Genomic DNA, 14,265 nt, shown 5'->3' with positions numbered 1-14,265 from the left:
TGCGTTAATCCTTCTGATCGCGCAGTACATTGCCCGAGGCGCCGTCGATGCGGAACTCGTAGACAATGCCGTCAGCCTTGCGCCCTTCGCCTTCCCAGTAGCCGTCATTGTCGGCGCCGATCTCATAGACTTCGACATAGCCGGCCTTGGTCTTGGCGACCTCGATGGCTTTTTCGATGGTGATCCAGCCTGCGCCCGGCTTATCCGCCAGAGCGGCACCGGCGCTGAGCAGACCGGCAGTGGCGATCAGGGCTGCGAATGTCTTTTTGATCATTTTTTCACTCCATTTATGGATAGTAGGCAGTTGCTTCCTGTTTTTTTGGGCGCCACAGGGAAAAATAAGTTCCACGTTGATGGGTAAATGCCATGACGGATGTTCTCGGCAGCCTGCCGGCGAGGTTAGAATGAGCGAAATCAGGACGAGTCAATGACCCAAGACACTCTCTCGGAAGCCGAATACGATGCGATCACCGATGCCGCCGCGCACTGGTGCATGCGTCTGCACGCCGCTGACTGCACGGACGAGGAGCGTCGCGCATTTGAGACCTGGCACGCTGCACATCCTTTGCATGCCTTCGAATACGAAGCCATGCAAGAAATCTGGGAAGTCGCCGGAGATCTGCCTCGAACCAAACCCGAGGCACTCGCGGCGCAGCGCAAGCCTTCGCGTTCGTGGCGCAAGTTCGCGGTCATTGCTGGCGCCTGCGCCCTCGCCTTGCCACTCGCGGCCTACAGCGGCTGGAGTCTGGGCTGGGTGCCCAACAGTTATCAGCATTACGCCGCCACCGACAGTGTGCGTCAGATCACCCTGAGTGACGGCAGCCAGCTCGAACTCAACCTGCACACCGACCTGAGCTTCAGCAATTACAAACATGAACGTCGCGTCACCCTGAACAAGGGCGAGGCGTTTTTTAATGTCAGCCATGACGCGTCTCATCCGTTCGTGGTTCGCGCCGGCGACGGCAAGATCCGCGTGACCGGTACGCGGTTCAATGTGTGGATGTACGAAGATCAGGTGCGAGTCAATCTGATCGAAGGTTCGGTGCTGGTCAGCAGCAATCGCGACTTGCCTGGCGACGGTCTGCGCCTCAGTCCCTCGATGCAGGCGCGCTACCGGCATGGCGATTACGCGCCGCAAATCAGTCAGACCTACCCTGGCGATACTTCGCTGGCCTGGCGCAGCGGCCGTTTGGTGCTCGACAACCTCGCGCTGCACGACGCCCTGCCGCTGATCAACCGTTACCTCGACAAGCCGTTGATGCTGGCCGACACCAGTACCGGCGCGATCCGCGTGGGCGGCGTCTACAACATCAAAGAGATGAACCACCTCGCCAACAGCCTGCCGAAAGTGCTGCCGGTCTATTTGACGCGCAACAAGGAAGGCAACCCGGTAATCAATTCGATGCCGCAACGCCCGCCGAAAAGCTGAAGGCCGCGTCCCTTGCGGGAGGCGGCCTTCGTTTGTTTCGAGCTGTGACTGTTTTACTGCGCTGCCACCTTCCCTGCCTGATCCTGCTTGATCGTCTGCACCTGATATTGCGGATCCGCCTGGATCTGCTGTTCGGTGAACGGCAGAACACTCCACTGCTTCTTCGAAAATGCAGCAGTCTGATCCCGCGAGTATTTCGACATCGGATCACTGGATAACGAGAACGCCAGCAGCCCTTGGGCGTGCGGGCCTTTTTCATCGAAGCTCACAACTTGCAGATAGCTGGTGCCGCTGACCACTTCAAGTTTGCCGTCTTCGCGGGGCACGCTTTGCATCGCGTTGTAGATGCCCAGCGTCCCCGGCCCGCCATGAATCGGCGTTTGCTGCCCGCCGCTGCTGACCACCTGGACATCACCCCAGCGCGTGTCGGGTTTCAGGCCCATTTTTGCGACCCGCTCAACCGACGCGAGCATCGCTTCACGCAGTGCTTTGGCGACGGCAGGTTGTTCGACTGCCAGGCCGCGAGGAGTGTGTTGCGCATCTGCCGGATTGAATGCAACACGCCAGATATCCGCTGATTCAAGCAGCGCCTGCATGATGTTCTGAAAATGCACCAGACCGAGCCCGGAATCCAGATTGGCGCGGCCGTCCCAGGCTTTGAGGCTGGCGCACGCGGACTTGAGTGTCGCGGCATCGCTGCCCAGATCGGCGCCGCAGAACTTCCGCAGATCGGGCATGACCTGCGCGGCCAGATAGACCTGATCGTCCATGACCATGTGCTGCAGATCCTTGACTGCCAGCGGGCCTTTCTTGCTCAGTTCAGCCAAACGATCAAGCGCGAATCGTGAGCGCAGGCCCAGCGGTTGTCCTTCCTGACTGATCAGCGGTGAATAGCCGGTGAGCGGTTGAGCCGGGTTGGCCAGCCATGCCGAATCATTGGAGTGCTGAACGAAATCCCTGCGCAGCAATTGCGGCAACTGGCTGGAAGCGAAGATGCCCTTCTGCGCCGCGTGCGGATCGACATCCCAGGCACAGCCGCTGTTGGAACCGTCCAGCACGATCATGCGCAGACCGAGGCGTGGGTCGCTGCACTTGGCAAGTTTTTCCGCGCTGACGTTCGGTACCACCGACAGGTTCATGTACAGCGTCTGGCCCTTGTCATCCACCGCCAGGGTGTTGACCCACGGAATGCCCTGGATCTTGTGCACCGCGTCTTGCAGATCCTTGAGATTGCTGGCCTGGTTCATCGCATACCACTGTTCGAGCACGCGGTCGTTGTCGAGGTTGGCATCGCGCAAGCTGTAGGCATATTGCTTGTCCCAGTCGAGCTTACCCGGCCATTGCACGATCGGGCCGAACTGCGAGCTGTAGATGTCGCGCGCAACCGCTACGACCTGCCCGTCAGCCTGCTTGACCTGCACGGTAACCGTCTGTTTGTTCAGCGGCAGCGACTTGCCATCGAGCAAATACCGAGTCGGATCCTTTGGATCAAGTTGCAGGCGATACAAGGTGAAGTGTTTCGACGAGTCGACAGTGTGGGTCCAGGCCAGATGCTGGTTGAAACCGATATTGATCATCGGCAATCCCGGCAAAGCGGCGCCCATCACATCAAGCTTGCCGGGGATGGTCAGGTGCATCTGATAGAAGCGCATGCCCCCGACCCATGGGAAATGCGGGTTGGCCAGCAACATGCCACGGCCATTGAACGAGCGCTCGCTGCCGACCGCCACAGCGTTGCTGCCGCGATCCAGAGCAAAACGTTGCTGACGCGCGTCGGCCAACTGGAACGCCACGGTGTCGTGCTTCACCTGCGCGGTCGCTTGCGGCGGTGTCGCGCCAGCAACGGCTTCGGCGAACTGCCCCACCCCGCCTTCAACCAGCAGGCGCCGCGTCAGTTTGACCAGATCCTCGGCACTGATATCACGTACCCACTCGCCCTGGCATTGCTGCGGCAACCCTTGCTGACGGCGTTCAGCCAGATAGCGGTTGTAACCGGCGGCATATCCCTCGACCAGGTCGCGGACCTGCGTCGGTTGCGCCTGCCAGAAGGTTTCGACCGCTTCTGGAGTATTGAGCCAGGTGAAGAACACATCACTGACGCGGTTTTCCCGTTGTTCGACAGTGAACTGCTCCGGGCCGAAGTAGCGTGAGCGCTCGCCGTTGACCGTGACAATCTCGTTGGCCAGCAAACACAGATTGTCCTGGGCGTAGGCGTAACCGATGCCGAAACCCAGACCGCGCTCGTTATCAGCGCGAATGTGCGGCACGCCGAAACTGGTGCGGCGAATATCGGCGCTGGTTTGTGCAGCCGGGCTCAGTGCATGGGCCGACAGGCTCAGCCCGAACAAGGTGCTGGCGAGGGCCAGCCCGGTAAGTTGCCTGGAAATAATCACGCTTGCTCCTGATCGAAAGGTCGATTGCCCCTGCGTCCACGCGCAATGAGCCTGTCGAAGAAACGAAGCTGAGGGAAAAAATTTAGCGGGTAGCCCATTGGGGCAATGCCGTCATCACAAGGCTGAGACGAATTAGCGACGAAATTTCTACATCTTTTCTTTCATGATTTGTCGTGCTGAAACGTCTTGTTTAGAGAGCGCAACAAAACCTTTCCCGATCTGGCTCTGAAAAGGAGTAATCGCATGTACAACTCGCAACTACCAACGGACGGTAGCCAGACGCCACAGGGCGTTTCCATGGGTTCGCACACCGGCAATTTCACCCAGCGCGGCGAGCGTCCGGGCAATGAGCGTATTCGCGTGCTGCTGAAGAGCTTCGGCCTGCGCACCAGCCTGATTCGCCTGAAAGTCATCGACGCCCTGCTCGTGGCGGCACAGAGCAATCGTCGCCTGGGCGTACGTGGCGTACATAGCCAGTTGCTCGATCTGGACGTGCCGCTGTCGTTTCTCAGCGTGCGAGAAGTGCTTAAACGCTTGTGCGCCGAAGGCGTGATCACCTTCAACGCCGACAAGAGTTACAGCCTGCACCCGCAGGCTGCAGCGGTCCTCAACCACGAATGAGGCTCGCCTTCAGGGCTTGACCTTGCGGCGCATCACGCCGTTGATGATGACCACCACGACCGCCACGCCGATTGCCACGTACTGGAAAGTCTTCTCGGTGATCATGCCGGCATTCTGCAGCCAGGACAGGCCCAGCATGATCGCCAGTACCGACAGAGCGATCAGAATCGAATAAATCAAGCGTTGCTTCTGGGTCATTGCGGTTTCCTGAAACATTGAAATGTAGCCGGTTGCACGCCGAGCGTTCCCCGGATTACGGGTATGCGCCGGGGCAAACGGGTGCTCATGTTACCGCCCCTGAAGACTTTTGGCTGCAAGGTAACCCGACCTTAAGGCATGGCCCTCCCTGCTCTGGCGCAATCAATGCCCGCACTGACGCGGGCATCGTTGTTTGCGCCGCAATGGCAGCCAGGTAAACAGGTTTCACGCCGCGCCAATCCTTTAAACATGCCGTAAGTTTTTGAAATCTGCTGACGCAGCAAACGGCTAGGTCGGCTGTGCGCCTGCGCCTAGGCTCTGCGAACTTCCTACCACTCATAAAACAGGGATGTTCATGCAGAGAACACTTATCAATATCGGCCCCAGACAGGTTGCGGGTTTCTGTCTGGCGTTGACCGCTTTCGAACTGCTCACTTACATGGCCAGCGATGTGATCATGCCAGCGATGCTGGATGTCACCACCGACCTCGACGCGGACGTACGGCATGTTCCCCATGCCTTCAACCTGTATCTGTTGGGTGGCGTGTGCCTGCAATGGTTGCTCGGCCCGTTGTCCGATCAATACGGCCGACGACCACTGTTGTTATCGGGCAGCGCGCTGTTCGGATTGTCGTGCGCGGCGGCTTTTTTCACCGACAGTATTGGGGCGTTCAACCTGTTGCGGCTGTTGCAAGGCATGGGTCTGGGGTTTGTCGTCGCAGTCAGCTATCCGGCGCTACAGGAGGTGTTCTGTGAAGCGGACGCCGTCAGGCTGATGGCCTTGCTCGGCAATGTTGCGTTGTTATCGCCGCTGCTCGGGCCGCTACTGGGGATCCTGTTGCTGGAATGGCTGAGCTGGCGGGAAATCTTTCTGCTGCTGGGATTCACGGCAGCGCTGGTCTGGCTCGGTCTGTTGCTGTGGATGCCGGAAACCGTAGGCGTCGAGCGCCGCGATGGTCATCGAACACCCCGTGTGCCCTTCTCCTGGCGTTGCACTTCACGGCGCTATGGCGCGTTGTTAGGCAACCCGCGTTTTCTCTGCGCCAGTCTGGCGCTGGGCCTGATGAGTCTGCCCCTGATCACATGGATAGGCCTGGCACCGTTGCTGCTGGTGCGGGTGCTGGAACTGCCGCCGCTGGAATATGGCCTGTGGCAGATTCCGGTTTTCTCAGCGGTGATTGCCGGCAATCTGATTCTCGACCGCTTGCTGCAGACTCATTCGCTGACGCAATTGATTCAACTGGCGCTCTGGCCGTTCTGTCTGGGCCTTCTGTTTCTGGCCGCGTGCGCATTGTTCGGCGCGGGGCTTGGTCCGGTGGTGGCGAGTTTGTCGCTGTACGCCGTCGGGCTGGGCATGAGCAACGCCGCGGTGTATCGCCTGGCGCTGTTTGCCAGCGACGACAGCAAAGGTCTGGTGTCGGCGCTGACCGGCATGATTTCGATCGCCGTCATGGGCCTTGGCGGTTCGCTGATTGCGGCCATCGGTGGCGGCGACCGTCTTGAATACTTCGCCCTCTGGGCCGCATTCGGCGGGCTGATGTGCCTGCCCATGGTGTACCGGCTCCTGCAAACCACCACAGCTGATGTGGCCTCGCCTCAGTAAGGAACACTGATGACTCACCTACCCTATGCCGACGCGCTGTGCGCGTTGAAGCAACCCTATTGCGCGGATTCAGCCGCGCCCGGTCTGTTTGATCGGGCGATGAAGGAAATCAGCCGCTTTCACTGCGACCACACCCCGGGTTACGCCCATTGGCTCAACGCCCATGGATTGGCGCCGCAAGACCTCGACAGTCTTGATGACTGGTCGCGTCTGCCGCCGATCTTTGCCAGTTTCTTCAAGCAACACTTGCTGCTCAGCAGCACGGGGGCGGACGCCCTGGAACTGACCTCGTCGGGCACCAGCGGACAGAAAAGCCGGATGCGTTACGACGAACGCAGCCTGGCGCGGGCGCAGTTCATGGTTGCGCAGATCTTTCGCCATTACGGTTGGGATACTCCGGATACGCCGTGCAATTACCTGCTGCTGAGCTACGAACCCGAGGGTCACATTACGCTCGGGACTTCGTTTACCGACCAGTTTCTCTGTCGGTTTGCCCCGGTCAATCGCGTGGTTTACGCCTTGCGCAACACCGGTAGCGGCCATCAGTTCGACGTATTCGGTGTCATCGCCGCATTGCAGTCATTCGCTGAAGAAGGTTTGCCGGTGAGGATTTTCGGCTTCCCGGCGTTTCTCTGGCAGACCCTGCAACGCATGCAGGCTAGCGCTGTGCAGGATGTGCAATTGCCCGCCGGTTCGCTGGCCTTTTTTGGCGGCGGCTGGAAAACCCTGGCTGCGCAGGAAATTCCTAAACAACAGTTTTATGCCCATATCCATCGGCAATTGGGCATCGAAACCGCCCGCTGCCGCGACGGTTACGGCGCTGTCGAGCATGCGGTGCCTTATATCGAATGCGCCCGTCACCGCTTTCATGTGCCGGTGTATTCGCGGGTGCTGATTCGCGATGCGGCGGATTTTTCTCTGCTGCCCTATGGCCAACAAGGCCTGCTCGGCTTCGTCTCGCCTTACATCTCATCCAGCCCGGCGCATGCCGTGGTGATGAGCGACCTTGCCACGCTGCACCCGGGCGCAAGTTGCGGCTGTGGATTGACCAGCGACTGGTTCGAACTGCACGGCCGCGCCGGCACCACGGCCGGCAGAAGCTGCGCGATGGCCGCCGCCGAATTACTGGGAAGTCACTGAAATGTATTTGATAAATGGACAACTGCACGACATTTACAGCCTCGACCAAGCGCTGCAAGACCTGCAACACAAGTTGCCCCAGCGTTTGGCGACGTCGCTAGACAGCAGCACGGTCATCACGGCGATAACTGTTTTTGCCCAGCTGCTGCGTGACTCGCGCACGAACCTGCCCCTCGACAGCGAACAACGGCAGGCCTTGATCGATTTCTGCCAACCTGAAGCCTTGACGATCAAACGCCAGCGCGAACTCGGCGTCGCTGCCGACTCCCTGCGCCGTATCGATTATCGCCTGCCGCGCTTCGAAGCCTGGCGCCCGCTCGGGCTGGTGGTGCACATCACCCCGGCCAACGCGCCGCTGCTGGCCTTTTGCGCGGTGGTGGAAAGTCTGCTCGCCGGCAACGTCAACTGGTTGCGCCCCAGCCGCAGCGATCAAGGCCTGACGGCGCGACTGTTGCGGGCGTTGGTGAACTGCGATGCGAGCGGACAACTGGCCGGCCACGTGGCGGTGGTTCCAGCGAGCACCGAGCAGATCGGCCAATTATGCAAATCGGCCAATGGTGTCGCGGCGTGGGGTGGCGAAGCGGCCTTGCAAGCCATTCGGCAACAGCTCGCGCCGGGTTGTCGCTGGATCGACTGGGGGCATCGCATCAGCTTCGTCTATCTCACTCCTGCATCGGCTACGCCAGAGGCGCTTGATGCCGTCGCCGACGAAGTTTGCCGACTGGATCAGCAGGCCTGCTCCAGCCCGCAATGGCTGTTGGTGGACAGCGACGACACGCAAGTCTTGCGCGATATCGGTGAACGCCTGGCGCAGGCCCTGCAACGACGCGCCGCACAGTGGCCGGCACTGGTGCCGACACGCCAGGAAGCTGCGCAAATTACCACGCACACGCAGATGGCCCGCCTCGGTCAGAGTTTTGCCGGTCACACCGGGCAAGTGTGGAATGGCCCAGGCTGGCGGGTGATCTGGAGCCATGATCGGCAACTCGCACCTTCGCCGCTGTTTCGCAGCGTATTGCTGCACCCGGTGCCGCAGGCGCTGCTGCCCGCCACTCTGCTGCCGTGGCGCAACGTCCTGCAAAGCTGTGCGCTGGTATGCGCACAATCGCAAATTGTCGAGCTTACCCATGCGTTGATCGCTGCCGGAGTCACGCGGATCGCACCGATCGGCAACATTCACGACGGGTACGAGGGCGAACCCCATGATGGCGTCTATGCGCTGCAACGTTTGAGTCGACGGGTATCGGTGAGTCTTGCAGCCACGCAACTGCCGAATCAGGCCAGTCTCGATCCAGCACCATCAGCGGCGACGCCGTGCACTGCGATCATGGACAAAGAAGCCTTCGTTGCCCAGCCCATCAACGATCAGGCGCAGTTGTATTTCCGCTCTGGAGGCAGCAGCGGCACCCCTGCTCTGGCCGGCTACAGCTATCGCGACTTTGATCGGCAGATGCGCGCGACCGCTGATGGCCTGTTCGCTGCCGGTCTGGATCCAGCACAAGACCGAGTCATGAACCTGTTCTTCTGTGGCGGACTGTACGGCGGCTTTCTCAGCTTCAGCAAAACGCTGGAACTGCTTGAGGTGACGCACCTGCCCATGGCCGCACCTGCTGATGACGATTATCGGGAGATTGCCCAATTGATCATCGACCAACGGGTCAACGTGCTGGTCGGTATGCCCGGCACCCTGCATCGTCTGTTTCTCAATGAACAGGAGCGTCTGCGTGCTTATGCCGGAGTCGAAAAGGTCTTTCTCGGTGGCGAGCACCTGAGCGAGCAGAACCGTGAATTGCTGCGCAGTTGTGGCGTCTCGACCATTCGCTCGGCGATTTACGGCAGCGTCGACGCCGGTCCGCTTGGGCATGCCTGCGAGGATTCGGCGGATGGGGTTTTCCATCTGATGAGCGAGATCCAGCAGTTGGAGATTGTAGCGTTCGATGAGGATGTGCCGGTGATCGACGATCAAGTGGGCCGGCTGGTGGTGACCTCGCTCGCCCGCGAGGGTGGTCAGCGCGTGCAGCGTTATGAGATTGGCGACAGCGGACGCTGGCTCCCGGGCGTCTGCGCCTGCGGGCTGAAGTCGCCCCGCTTTGAACTGTTGCAACGCCACGGCAAGTTGTTGCGTATCGGCACTGACTTTATCTCCCTGAGCGAATTGGCGTCACGGCTGCAAGTGCCGTTTCAGTTGCATCTGGACCACAGCGCCGAGGGCGTCGAGCGCATGCAACTGCATTGCGAACTTACAGCCGCCACCGTTGAAACACGTCTCGCCGATTACCTGACCCTGACGACCATCATCGACAGCGGATTGCTGGTGCTGCAGATCGAGCAATGCTCGCCCGAACACTTCGTTCGAAACAAACACAGTGGCAAGACGCCGCTGGTCATTGACTCCCGCCGCTGACGCTTGCCGTGAGCTGGCTCATTCGAATCAAGAAGAACACACCGTGAAAACAACCGACTCGATTAGCGAATTAACGGGTTTCGCCCGTGAGCATTCGCCCTACTACAAGAACAGTCTCGCCAACACCCCCGAGGCGATAAGTTCACCGTGCGAACTGCCACTGCTTGATCCGGCAGACTTCTGGAAAGACAGCGCGGATCTCGCGCAATGGCCGGTCCTGACGGCCCCCATTGGGCACGCCTTGGTGTTCAAGACCGGTGGATCAACCGGCGGTGGCAGGCTGTCCGTGTATGCCCGCACGGAATGGCAGCGCACGGTGGAAGATTTCGGCCGCAGTCTGAGCGAGCAATTCAGCCCCGGGGACCGTGTCGCCAATCTGTTCTTCGCTGGCGACCTCTACGCCAGTTTTCTGTTTATTCATGACTCACTCGCCCATGTTCAAACAGCTGTCAGCGAGTTTCCGTTTACCGGCGAGGTTGATCCACCGAAGTTGGCCGACGCCATCAACCAGCATCGAATCAATGTACTGGCTGGCGTGCCCGCGCAATTACTGACTTTCGCCAGTTGGCTCAAACAACGCGGCCTTACGTTGCCCCTGGTTGATAGTGTGCTTTACGGCGGGGAGAGCCTGTTTGCCTCACAACGCCAGCTCCTTGAGCAAGTGCTGCCCAACGCGCGCATTGCCTCGATCGGCTACGCCAGCGTCGATGGCGGATTCATTGGCGCCAGTCATCCTGACTGCATCGAAGGAGAACATCGCACACCCGACGGTCACGTCCTGTTGGAGATTGTCGATCAGCACAGCGGCGCAACGATCGAGGCCTGCAATCAAACCGGTCTGCTCGTATTGACCAATCTGCATCGCCGCTTGATGCCGCTGATCCGCTATCCCGTCGGAGATCTAGCGTGCTGGCGCGAACCGCCGGGCACTGCACGACGCAAATTCGCCCTGAGAGGACGCAGCGGCAATAGCCAGCGGGTGCGGGTCGGCATTCTGTCGCTGATGACCGATGAAATCAGCGAAAGCGTACGGAGCATTACTGGCAGCGACGATTGGCAATTGCTGATCGAACAAGCCAACAGCGCTGATGTCTTGACGTTGAAATACGCAGTCATCGAACGATCGGCGCTCATCGACGAGAAACTTGAGGCCCGCTTGATCGAACTGTACCCGCCGATCGCGCAACTGCGGGCTGAGCGGTTATTGGAGCTGCGCATCAAGAGTTGCCGGTTTGAGGACTTGGCGCGCCATCCTCGCGCAGGGAAAAGCCTGCGGATCGTCGACTTGCGCTGCTATGACCAGGAAGAGCGGGAGGTGCGTGATGGAGTCGTTGATTCTGCGCAATTACCGTGACACCGACGCCAAGGCCGTCAGCCAGCTGTTTCGCGAGGTCTACGGTGATCATTACGTGCAAACCGACGTTTACATGCCCTGCCTGATCAATCAGAACCACGCCGACAAACGCTGGCATTCACTGGTTGCAGTGGAGGGTGAGCGGATTCTTGGTCATGCCACTTTGTATCGGCAAAGCGAAAGCTCGCACGATGCCGAACTGGCCTTGAGCGTCGTACATCCCGATACCCGTGGAAAGAACATTGCCACGCGGCTGGGCGGACAACTGCTGACTCATGCGCAGGCGTTGGGTTGTCGCAGCGTCTCGATCAAACAGGTCACCCATCACCCTTACACCCAACGCATGGCTATCAACCTCGGTTTTCACAACACTGGATTGTTGCCGGACTATGTCCGCTCACCCTTTGGCTGCAAAAAACCCGAGTCGATCGTGTTGGGTGTACGTGCTATCGATGGCTATCAACGGCCATTGCCAGAACAGGCATGGCCAGCCAGTTGCCGCCCCTTGATGGAGCGTCTGAGCGCTGTGTTCGGCGTCGGGGCTGATGCAGGACGCTGGCGCGGAGCTTCGGTTCAGGTCCAGCAGCACGGCAGCCGCCATGAAATGTGGCTGGAAAAACTCAATCCGGAACTGCTCGACCAGTTGCGATCACTGCCCGGGCATTGGCTGGTTTCGATTCGTCTACAGCTTTCGCGACAGTTTGCCGTGGATCTGCACAGCCTCAACGCCATCGGTTTTGCTTTCACCGGCCTGGCGCCTGCACAGGATAATCGAGGGGGATGGCTGGCGCTGTTTCATCGTGGCTACCGCACGCGCAGGCTGACATTGCATTGTCCGCACATGCAGCAGTTGCATGACCAGGCACAACGTCACATCACTCGGCAAGCCGTGCCGGCGGCGTAAACAGCATGAGCCCGCACACGGATGAGCGGGCGTCATCAGCAGACGTTACGCCTTTGCCTTCAGGCCTTTGTCAGACGGAACTGGCGCATTGCCTTCGCCATAGGTCTTGAGATTCTGCAGGACGTAAATGGCTTTCTTGAATTCGGGGATCAGGCTCTTGCCGTAGTAATTGCCATTGAGACTGTTGGTCTGGATGGCATCGAGCTGAGTGGCGAAATATTCCAGCGCGTTGAACTTCGCCTCCGGGTCTTTCTGCACGCCGAAGCGGTCGAATTTGTCGCCGGCATTGAGCAAAGTGATCGAGGTGATCTCGGAAATCAGGCCGCGCCCGCGCAGGAATTCGCTGAGGTTGCCCAACTGCTTGACGGAAACGTTGGCCGGGTCGAAGCCCTTGATCTGCTTGCGCAAACCCTGCTTATCCATCTCCGCCACATTAAGCGCATTCGGATCGTTGCCGACCAGCGTCAGCATCTGCTGCACTTTGACGCTCTGCGAAACCTGCTTTTTCGCGCCGGTATCACGGACCATTACGCCTGCCTTGCTTTCCCAGGCGCCGGTATAGCCGATCGTCATGCGAGGATTCCTTGTGCGGTGAGCATGAAATGTCCTTGTTCCAACCAATTGAATGGGCGCGAGTATCGGCCGATGCGCCTGATCGCACCAAGTCTTTTGTGCGCTTTTTTACAAATCTCGTACATTCGCGACACAAGCCTGCATCCCGTAAACATTGGTTCAGAGCCGTCATCTTGATGTAACAAACGTGGCGATCCGGGGGTTTGTACCCATCCCGATACCAACCGGTCATCGCCCAGCGTTGTTTCGGCGCGCAAGCACCTAAAGCTTCGGCCCGCAACGACGATACGCTGTGATACCCGCCCTGTTTTATTCCTGCCCTCCAACAAAAAAGCCGCTCAAGGATCAGTTCCATGCCCGCACTGCGCACTATTCAGGCTCGCTACACGCTGTTTCTGATTCTGTTCATTCTGCTGTTGTCCGTGCTGACCGTGGTCGGCATCAGCCAACTGGTGGCACCGACCCTGCGCGATACCGAAGAGAAGGTCGTGCTCAACCGCATCGCCGAAGTCGCCGTGCAGATTCAGGGCGAACTGAACAAGGTCCAGGCGCAGCAACGCAGCATCACCCAGACCATCCCACTGCTCGACAGCGCCGCCATCGACGTGGTGCTGCCAGGGCTGGTGGATCAGTATGGCGAGCTGAAAGTCTTCGGCGGCGGCATCTGGCCGTTACCGGGCCAGCGTGAAGCCGGGCGCAACAAATTCAGCACTTTCTGGCACCGTGACGCCTCTGGCCAACTCAAGGTCAACACGTTCTGGAACAGCGATGCGGCGCCCAACTATTACGACCAGAGCTGGCACAAGGGCGGCATGGCCACTCCGCGCGGCCAGTGCGCGTGGGCCGCTGCCTATAAGGACGACGCCAGCGCCGAGCCGCGCACCAACTGCGCCATGGCGATCTACAAGAACGGCAGCGCCTGGGGCGTTTCGACCATCGACGTGACCCTGGGCTTCTTCAACGATTTGGTGGCGCGCAAGGAAAAGGACCTCAACGCCGAAATGCTCATCGTCGAGGCGGACGGCAAGATCATCAGCAACAGCTCGCGCATCAGCGGCCCGATCGTGCTGAAAAACATCAGCGAACTGGCGGCCAGCTCGACCTTCGTCAATCAGATCAAGACCGGCCTGCAGAATCGCGATACAGCGCAACGCGTCGAGTTCGATAACAACGGTGAAGATGCCACCTTCTTCATGCGCCCTATCGAGGGCACACCGTGGTTCCTCGCCACCGCCCTGCCGACCAAGATGCTCACTGCCCAGCGCGATGACGTGCTCCATAGCCTCAGCCTGATCCAGATTCCGCTGGTGATCCTGCTGGTGCTGTTGCAGGTTTACGCGATTCGTAAGCTGGTGCTGCGCATGAAAGCGCTGAAGGCCAACATTGACTCGCTGTCCAGCGGAGACGCCGATCTGACCCGCCGAATCACCATTCGCGCCGAAGACGAACTGGGCGCCATCGGTCACTCGGTCAACACCTTCATCGCCTATCTGCAGAACATGATCGGCGAAGTCACCCAGGCCACCGGCGCCATGGCTTCCAGCCTCGACAACCTGCAGCGCACCTCGGCACATACCGGCCAGATTCTGCTGCGTCACGCTTCGGAAACCGATCAGACCGTCACCGCCATCAACGAAATGAGCTCG

The 14,265-nt window shown here is 59.5% G+C and carries 11 protein-coding genes and 1 pseudogene; 8 read left to right on the top strand and 4 right to left on the bottom strand.

Going from position 1 to position 14,265, the window contains the following annotated elements; translation table 11 throughout:
- Positions 1-4 precede the first annotated feature (4 nt).
- On the bottom strand, positions 5-274 hold the full coding sequence (locus ACZ9BE_RS11035; protein ID WP_041480965.1) for a PepSY domain-containing protein: 270 nt from the start codon (positions 272-274) through the stop codon (positions 5-7).
- A gap of 153 nt (positions 275-427) precedes the next feature.
- Between ACZ9BE_RS11035 and ACZ9BE_RS11030 the strand changes: the two genes are divergently transcribed.
- The gene (locus ACZ9BE_RS11030) at positions 428-1,429 is read left to right on the top strand and encodes a FecR family protein (RefSeq protein WP_476249396.1); all 1,002 of its coding nucleotides are present in this window, start codon (positions 428-430) and stop codon (positions 1,427-1,429) included.
- A 53-nt stretch (positions 1,430-1,482) separates the two neighbouring features.
- Here the strand turns inward: ACZ9BE_RS11030 and pvdQ are convergent, their stop codons facing one another.
- Positions 1,483-3,822 (bottom strand): bifunctional acylase PvdQ, encoded by a 2,340-nt coding sequence (gene pvdQ / locus ACZ9BE_RS11025; protein ID WP_476249395.1) that lies wholly within the window; start codon positions 3,820-3,822, stop codon positions 1,483-1,485.
- A gap of 243 nt (positions 3,823-4,065) precedes the next feature.
- On the opposite strand from pvdQ, the gene ACZ9BE_RS11020 reads away from it, so the two are divergent.
- A complete protein-coding gene (locus ACZ9BE_RS11020; protein WP_024012892.1) occupies positions 4,066-4,443 on the top strand; it encodes a fe2+ zn2+ uptake regulation protein in 378 nt (125 codons plus the stop codon).
- Positions 4,444-4,452: 9 nt separating this feature from the next.
- Here the strand turns inward: ACZ9BE_RS11020 and ACZ9BE_RS11015 are convergent, their stop codons facing one another.
- Positions 4,453-4,641: a hypothetical protein gene (locus ACZ9BE_RS11015; protein WP_041480969.1), complete on the bottom strand. Its 189-nt coding sequence runs from the start codon at positions 4,639-4,641 to the stop codon at positions 4,453-4,455.
- A 355-nt stretch (positions 4,642-4,996) separates the two neighbouring features.
- Here ACZ9BE_RS11015 and ACZ9BE_RS11010 point away from each other — a divergent pair, with 355 nt between their 5' ends.
- The 5 genes from ACZ9BE_RS11010 to ACZ9BE_RS10990 are packed head-to-tail and all read left to right on the top strand — an operon-like array spanning position 4,997 to position 12,046.
- Positions 4,997-6,244 (top strand): MFS transporter, encoded by a 1,248-nt coding sequence (locus ACZ9BE_RS11010; RefSeq protein WP_460143220.1) that lies wholly within the window; start codon positions 4,997-4,999, stop codon positions 6,242-6,244.
- Between the two features lie 9 nt (positions 6,245-6,253).
- Entirely contained in the window at positions 6,254-7,384 is a 1,131-nt protein-coding gene (locus tag ACZ9BE_RS11005) for a LuxE/PaaK family acyltransferase (RefSeq protein WP_476249394.1), read from the top strand.
- Position 7,385: 1 nt separating this feature from the next.
- Positions 7,386-9,788: an aldehyde dehydrogenase family protein gene (locus ACZ9BE_RS11000; protein ID WP_476249393.1), complete on the top strand. Its 2,403-nt coding sequence runs from the start codon at positions 7,386-7,388 to the stop codon at positions 9,786-9,788.
- A 43-nt stretch (positions 9,789-9,831) separates the two neighbouring features.
- Entirely contained in the window at positions 9,832-11,142 is a 1,311-nt protein-coding gene (locus ACZ9BE_RS10995) for a phenylacetate--CoA ligase family protein (protein WP_476250135.1), read from the top strand.
- Positions 11,111-12,046: a GNAT family N-acetyltransferase gene (locus ACZ9BE_RS10990; RefSeq protein ID WP_095179965.1), complete on the top strand. Its 936-nt coding sequence runs from the start codon at positions 11,111-11,113 to the stop codon at positions 12,044-12,046. Before ACZ9BE_RS10995 ends, ACZ9BE_RS10990 begins: the two co-directional genes overlap by 32 nt.
- Before the next feature lie 45 nt (positions 12,047-12,091).
- On the opposite strand, the gene ACZ9BE_RS10985 is transcribed toward ACZ9BE_RS10990, so the two are convergent.
- Complete coding sequence (locus tag ACZ9BE_RS10985; RefSeq protein ID WP_310215854.1) at positions 12,092-12,619, bottom strand: hypothetical protein; 528 nt, start codon at positions 12,617-12,619, stop codon at positions 12,092-12,094.
- Positions 12,620-12,972: 353 nt separating this feature from the next.
- Between ACZ9BE_RS10985 and ACZ9BE_RS10980 the strand changes: the two are divergent.
- Positions 12,973-14,103 (top strand): annotated as a pseudogene (locus ACZ9BE_RS10980) (HAMP domain-containing protein); the annotation flags it as partial.
- Positions 14,104-14,265 lie beyond the last annotated feature (162 nt).

The sequence above is a fragment of the Pseudomonas sp. TE9122 genome (assembly GCF_056278925.1).
Note: the sequence above shows the minus strand (reverse complement) of the source record. Positions and strands in the feature narration are given on the sequence as shown.

Bases quoted from the DNA above. Each gene is read 5' to 3' on its own strand.
- ACZ9BE_RS10985 (WP_310215854.1), bottom strand. From the start codon at position 12,619: ATGACGATCGGCTATACCGGCGCCTGGGAAAGCAAGGCAGGCGTAATG.
- ACZ9BE_RS10990 (WP_095179965.1), top strand. From the start codon at position 11,111: ATGGAGTCGTTGATTCTGCGCAATTACCGTGACACCGACGCCAAGGCC.
- ACZ9BE_RS11030 (WP_476249396.1), top strand. From the start codon at position 428: ATGACCCAAGACACTCTCTCGGAAGCCGAATACGATGCGATCACCGAT.
- ACZ9BE_RS11035 (WP_041480965.1), bottom strand. From the start codon at position 274: ATGATCAAAAAGACATTCGCAGCCCTGATCGCCACTGCCGGTCTGCTC.
- ACZ9BE_RS11015 (WP_041480969.1), bottom strand. From the start codon at position 4,641: ATGACCCAGAAGCAACGCTTGATTTATTCGATTCTGATCGCTCTGTCG.
- ACZ9BE_RS11005 (WP_476249394.1), top strand. From the start codon at position 6,254: ATGACTCACCTACCCTATGCCGACGCGCTGTGCGCGTTGAAGCAACCC.
- ACZ9BE_RS11020 (WP_024012892.1), top strand. From the start codon at position 4,066: ATGTACAACTCGCAACTACCAACGGACGGTAGCCAGACGCCACAGGGC.
- ACZ9BE_RS11010 (WP_460143220.1), top strand. From the start codon at position 4,997: ATGCAGAGAACACTTATCAATATCGGCCCCAGACAGGTTGCGGGTTTC.
- ACZ9BE_RS11000 (WP_476249393.1), top strand. From the start codon at position 7,386: ATGTATTTGATAAATGGACAACTGCACGACATTTACAGCCTCGACCAA.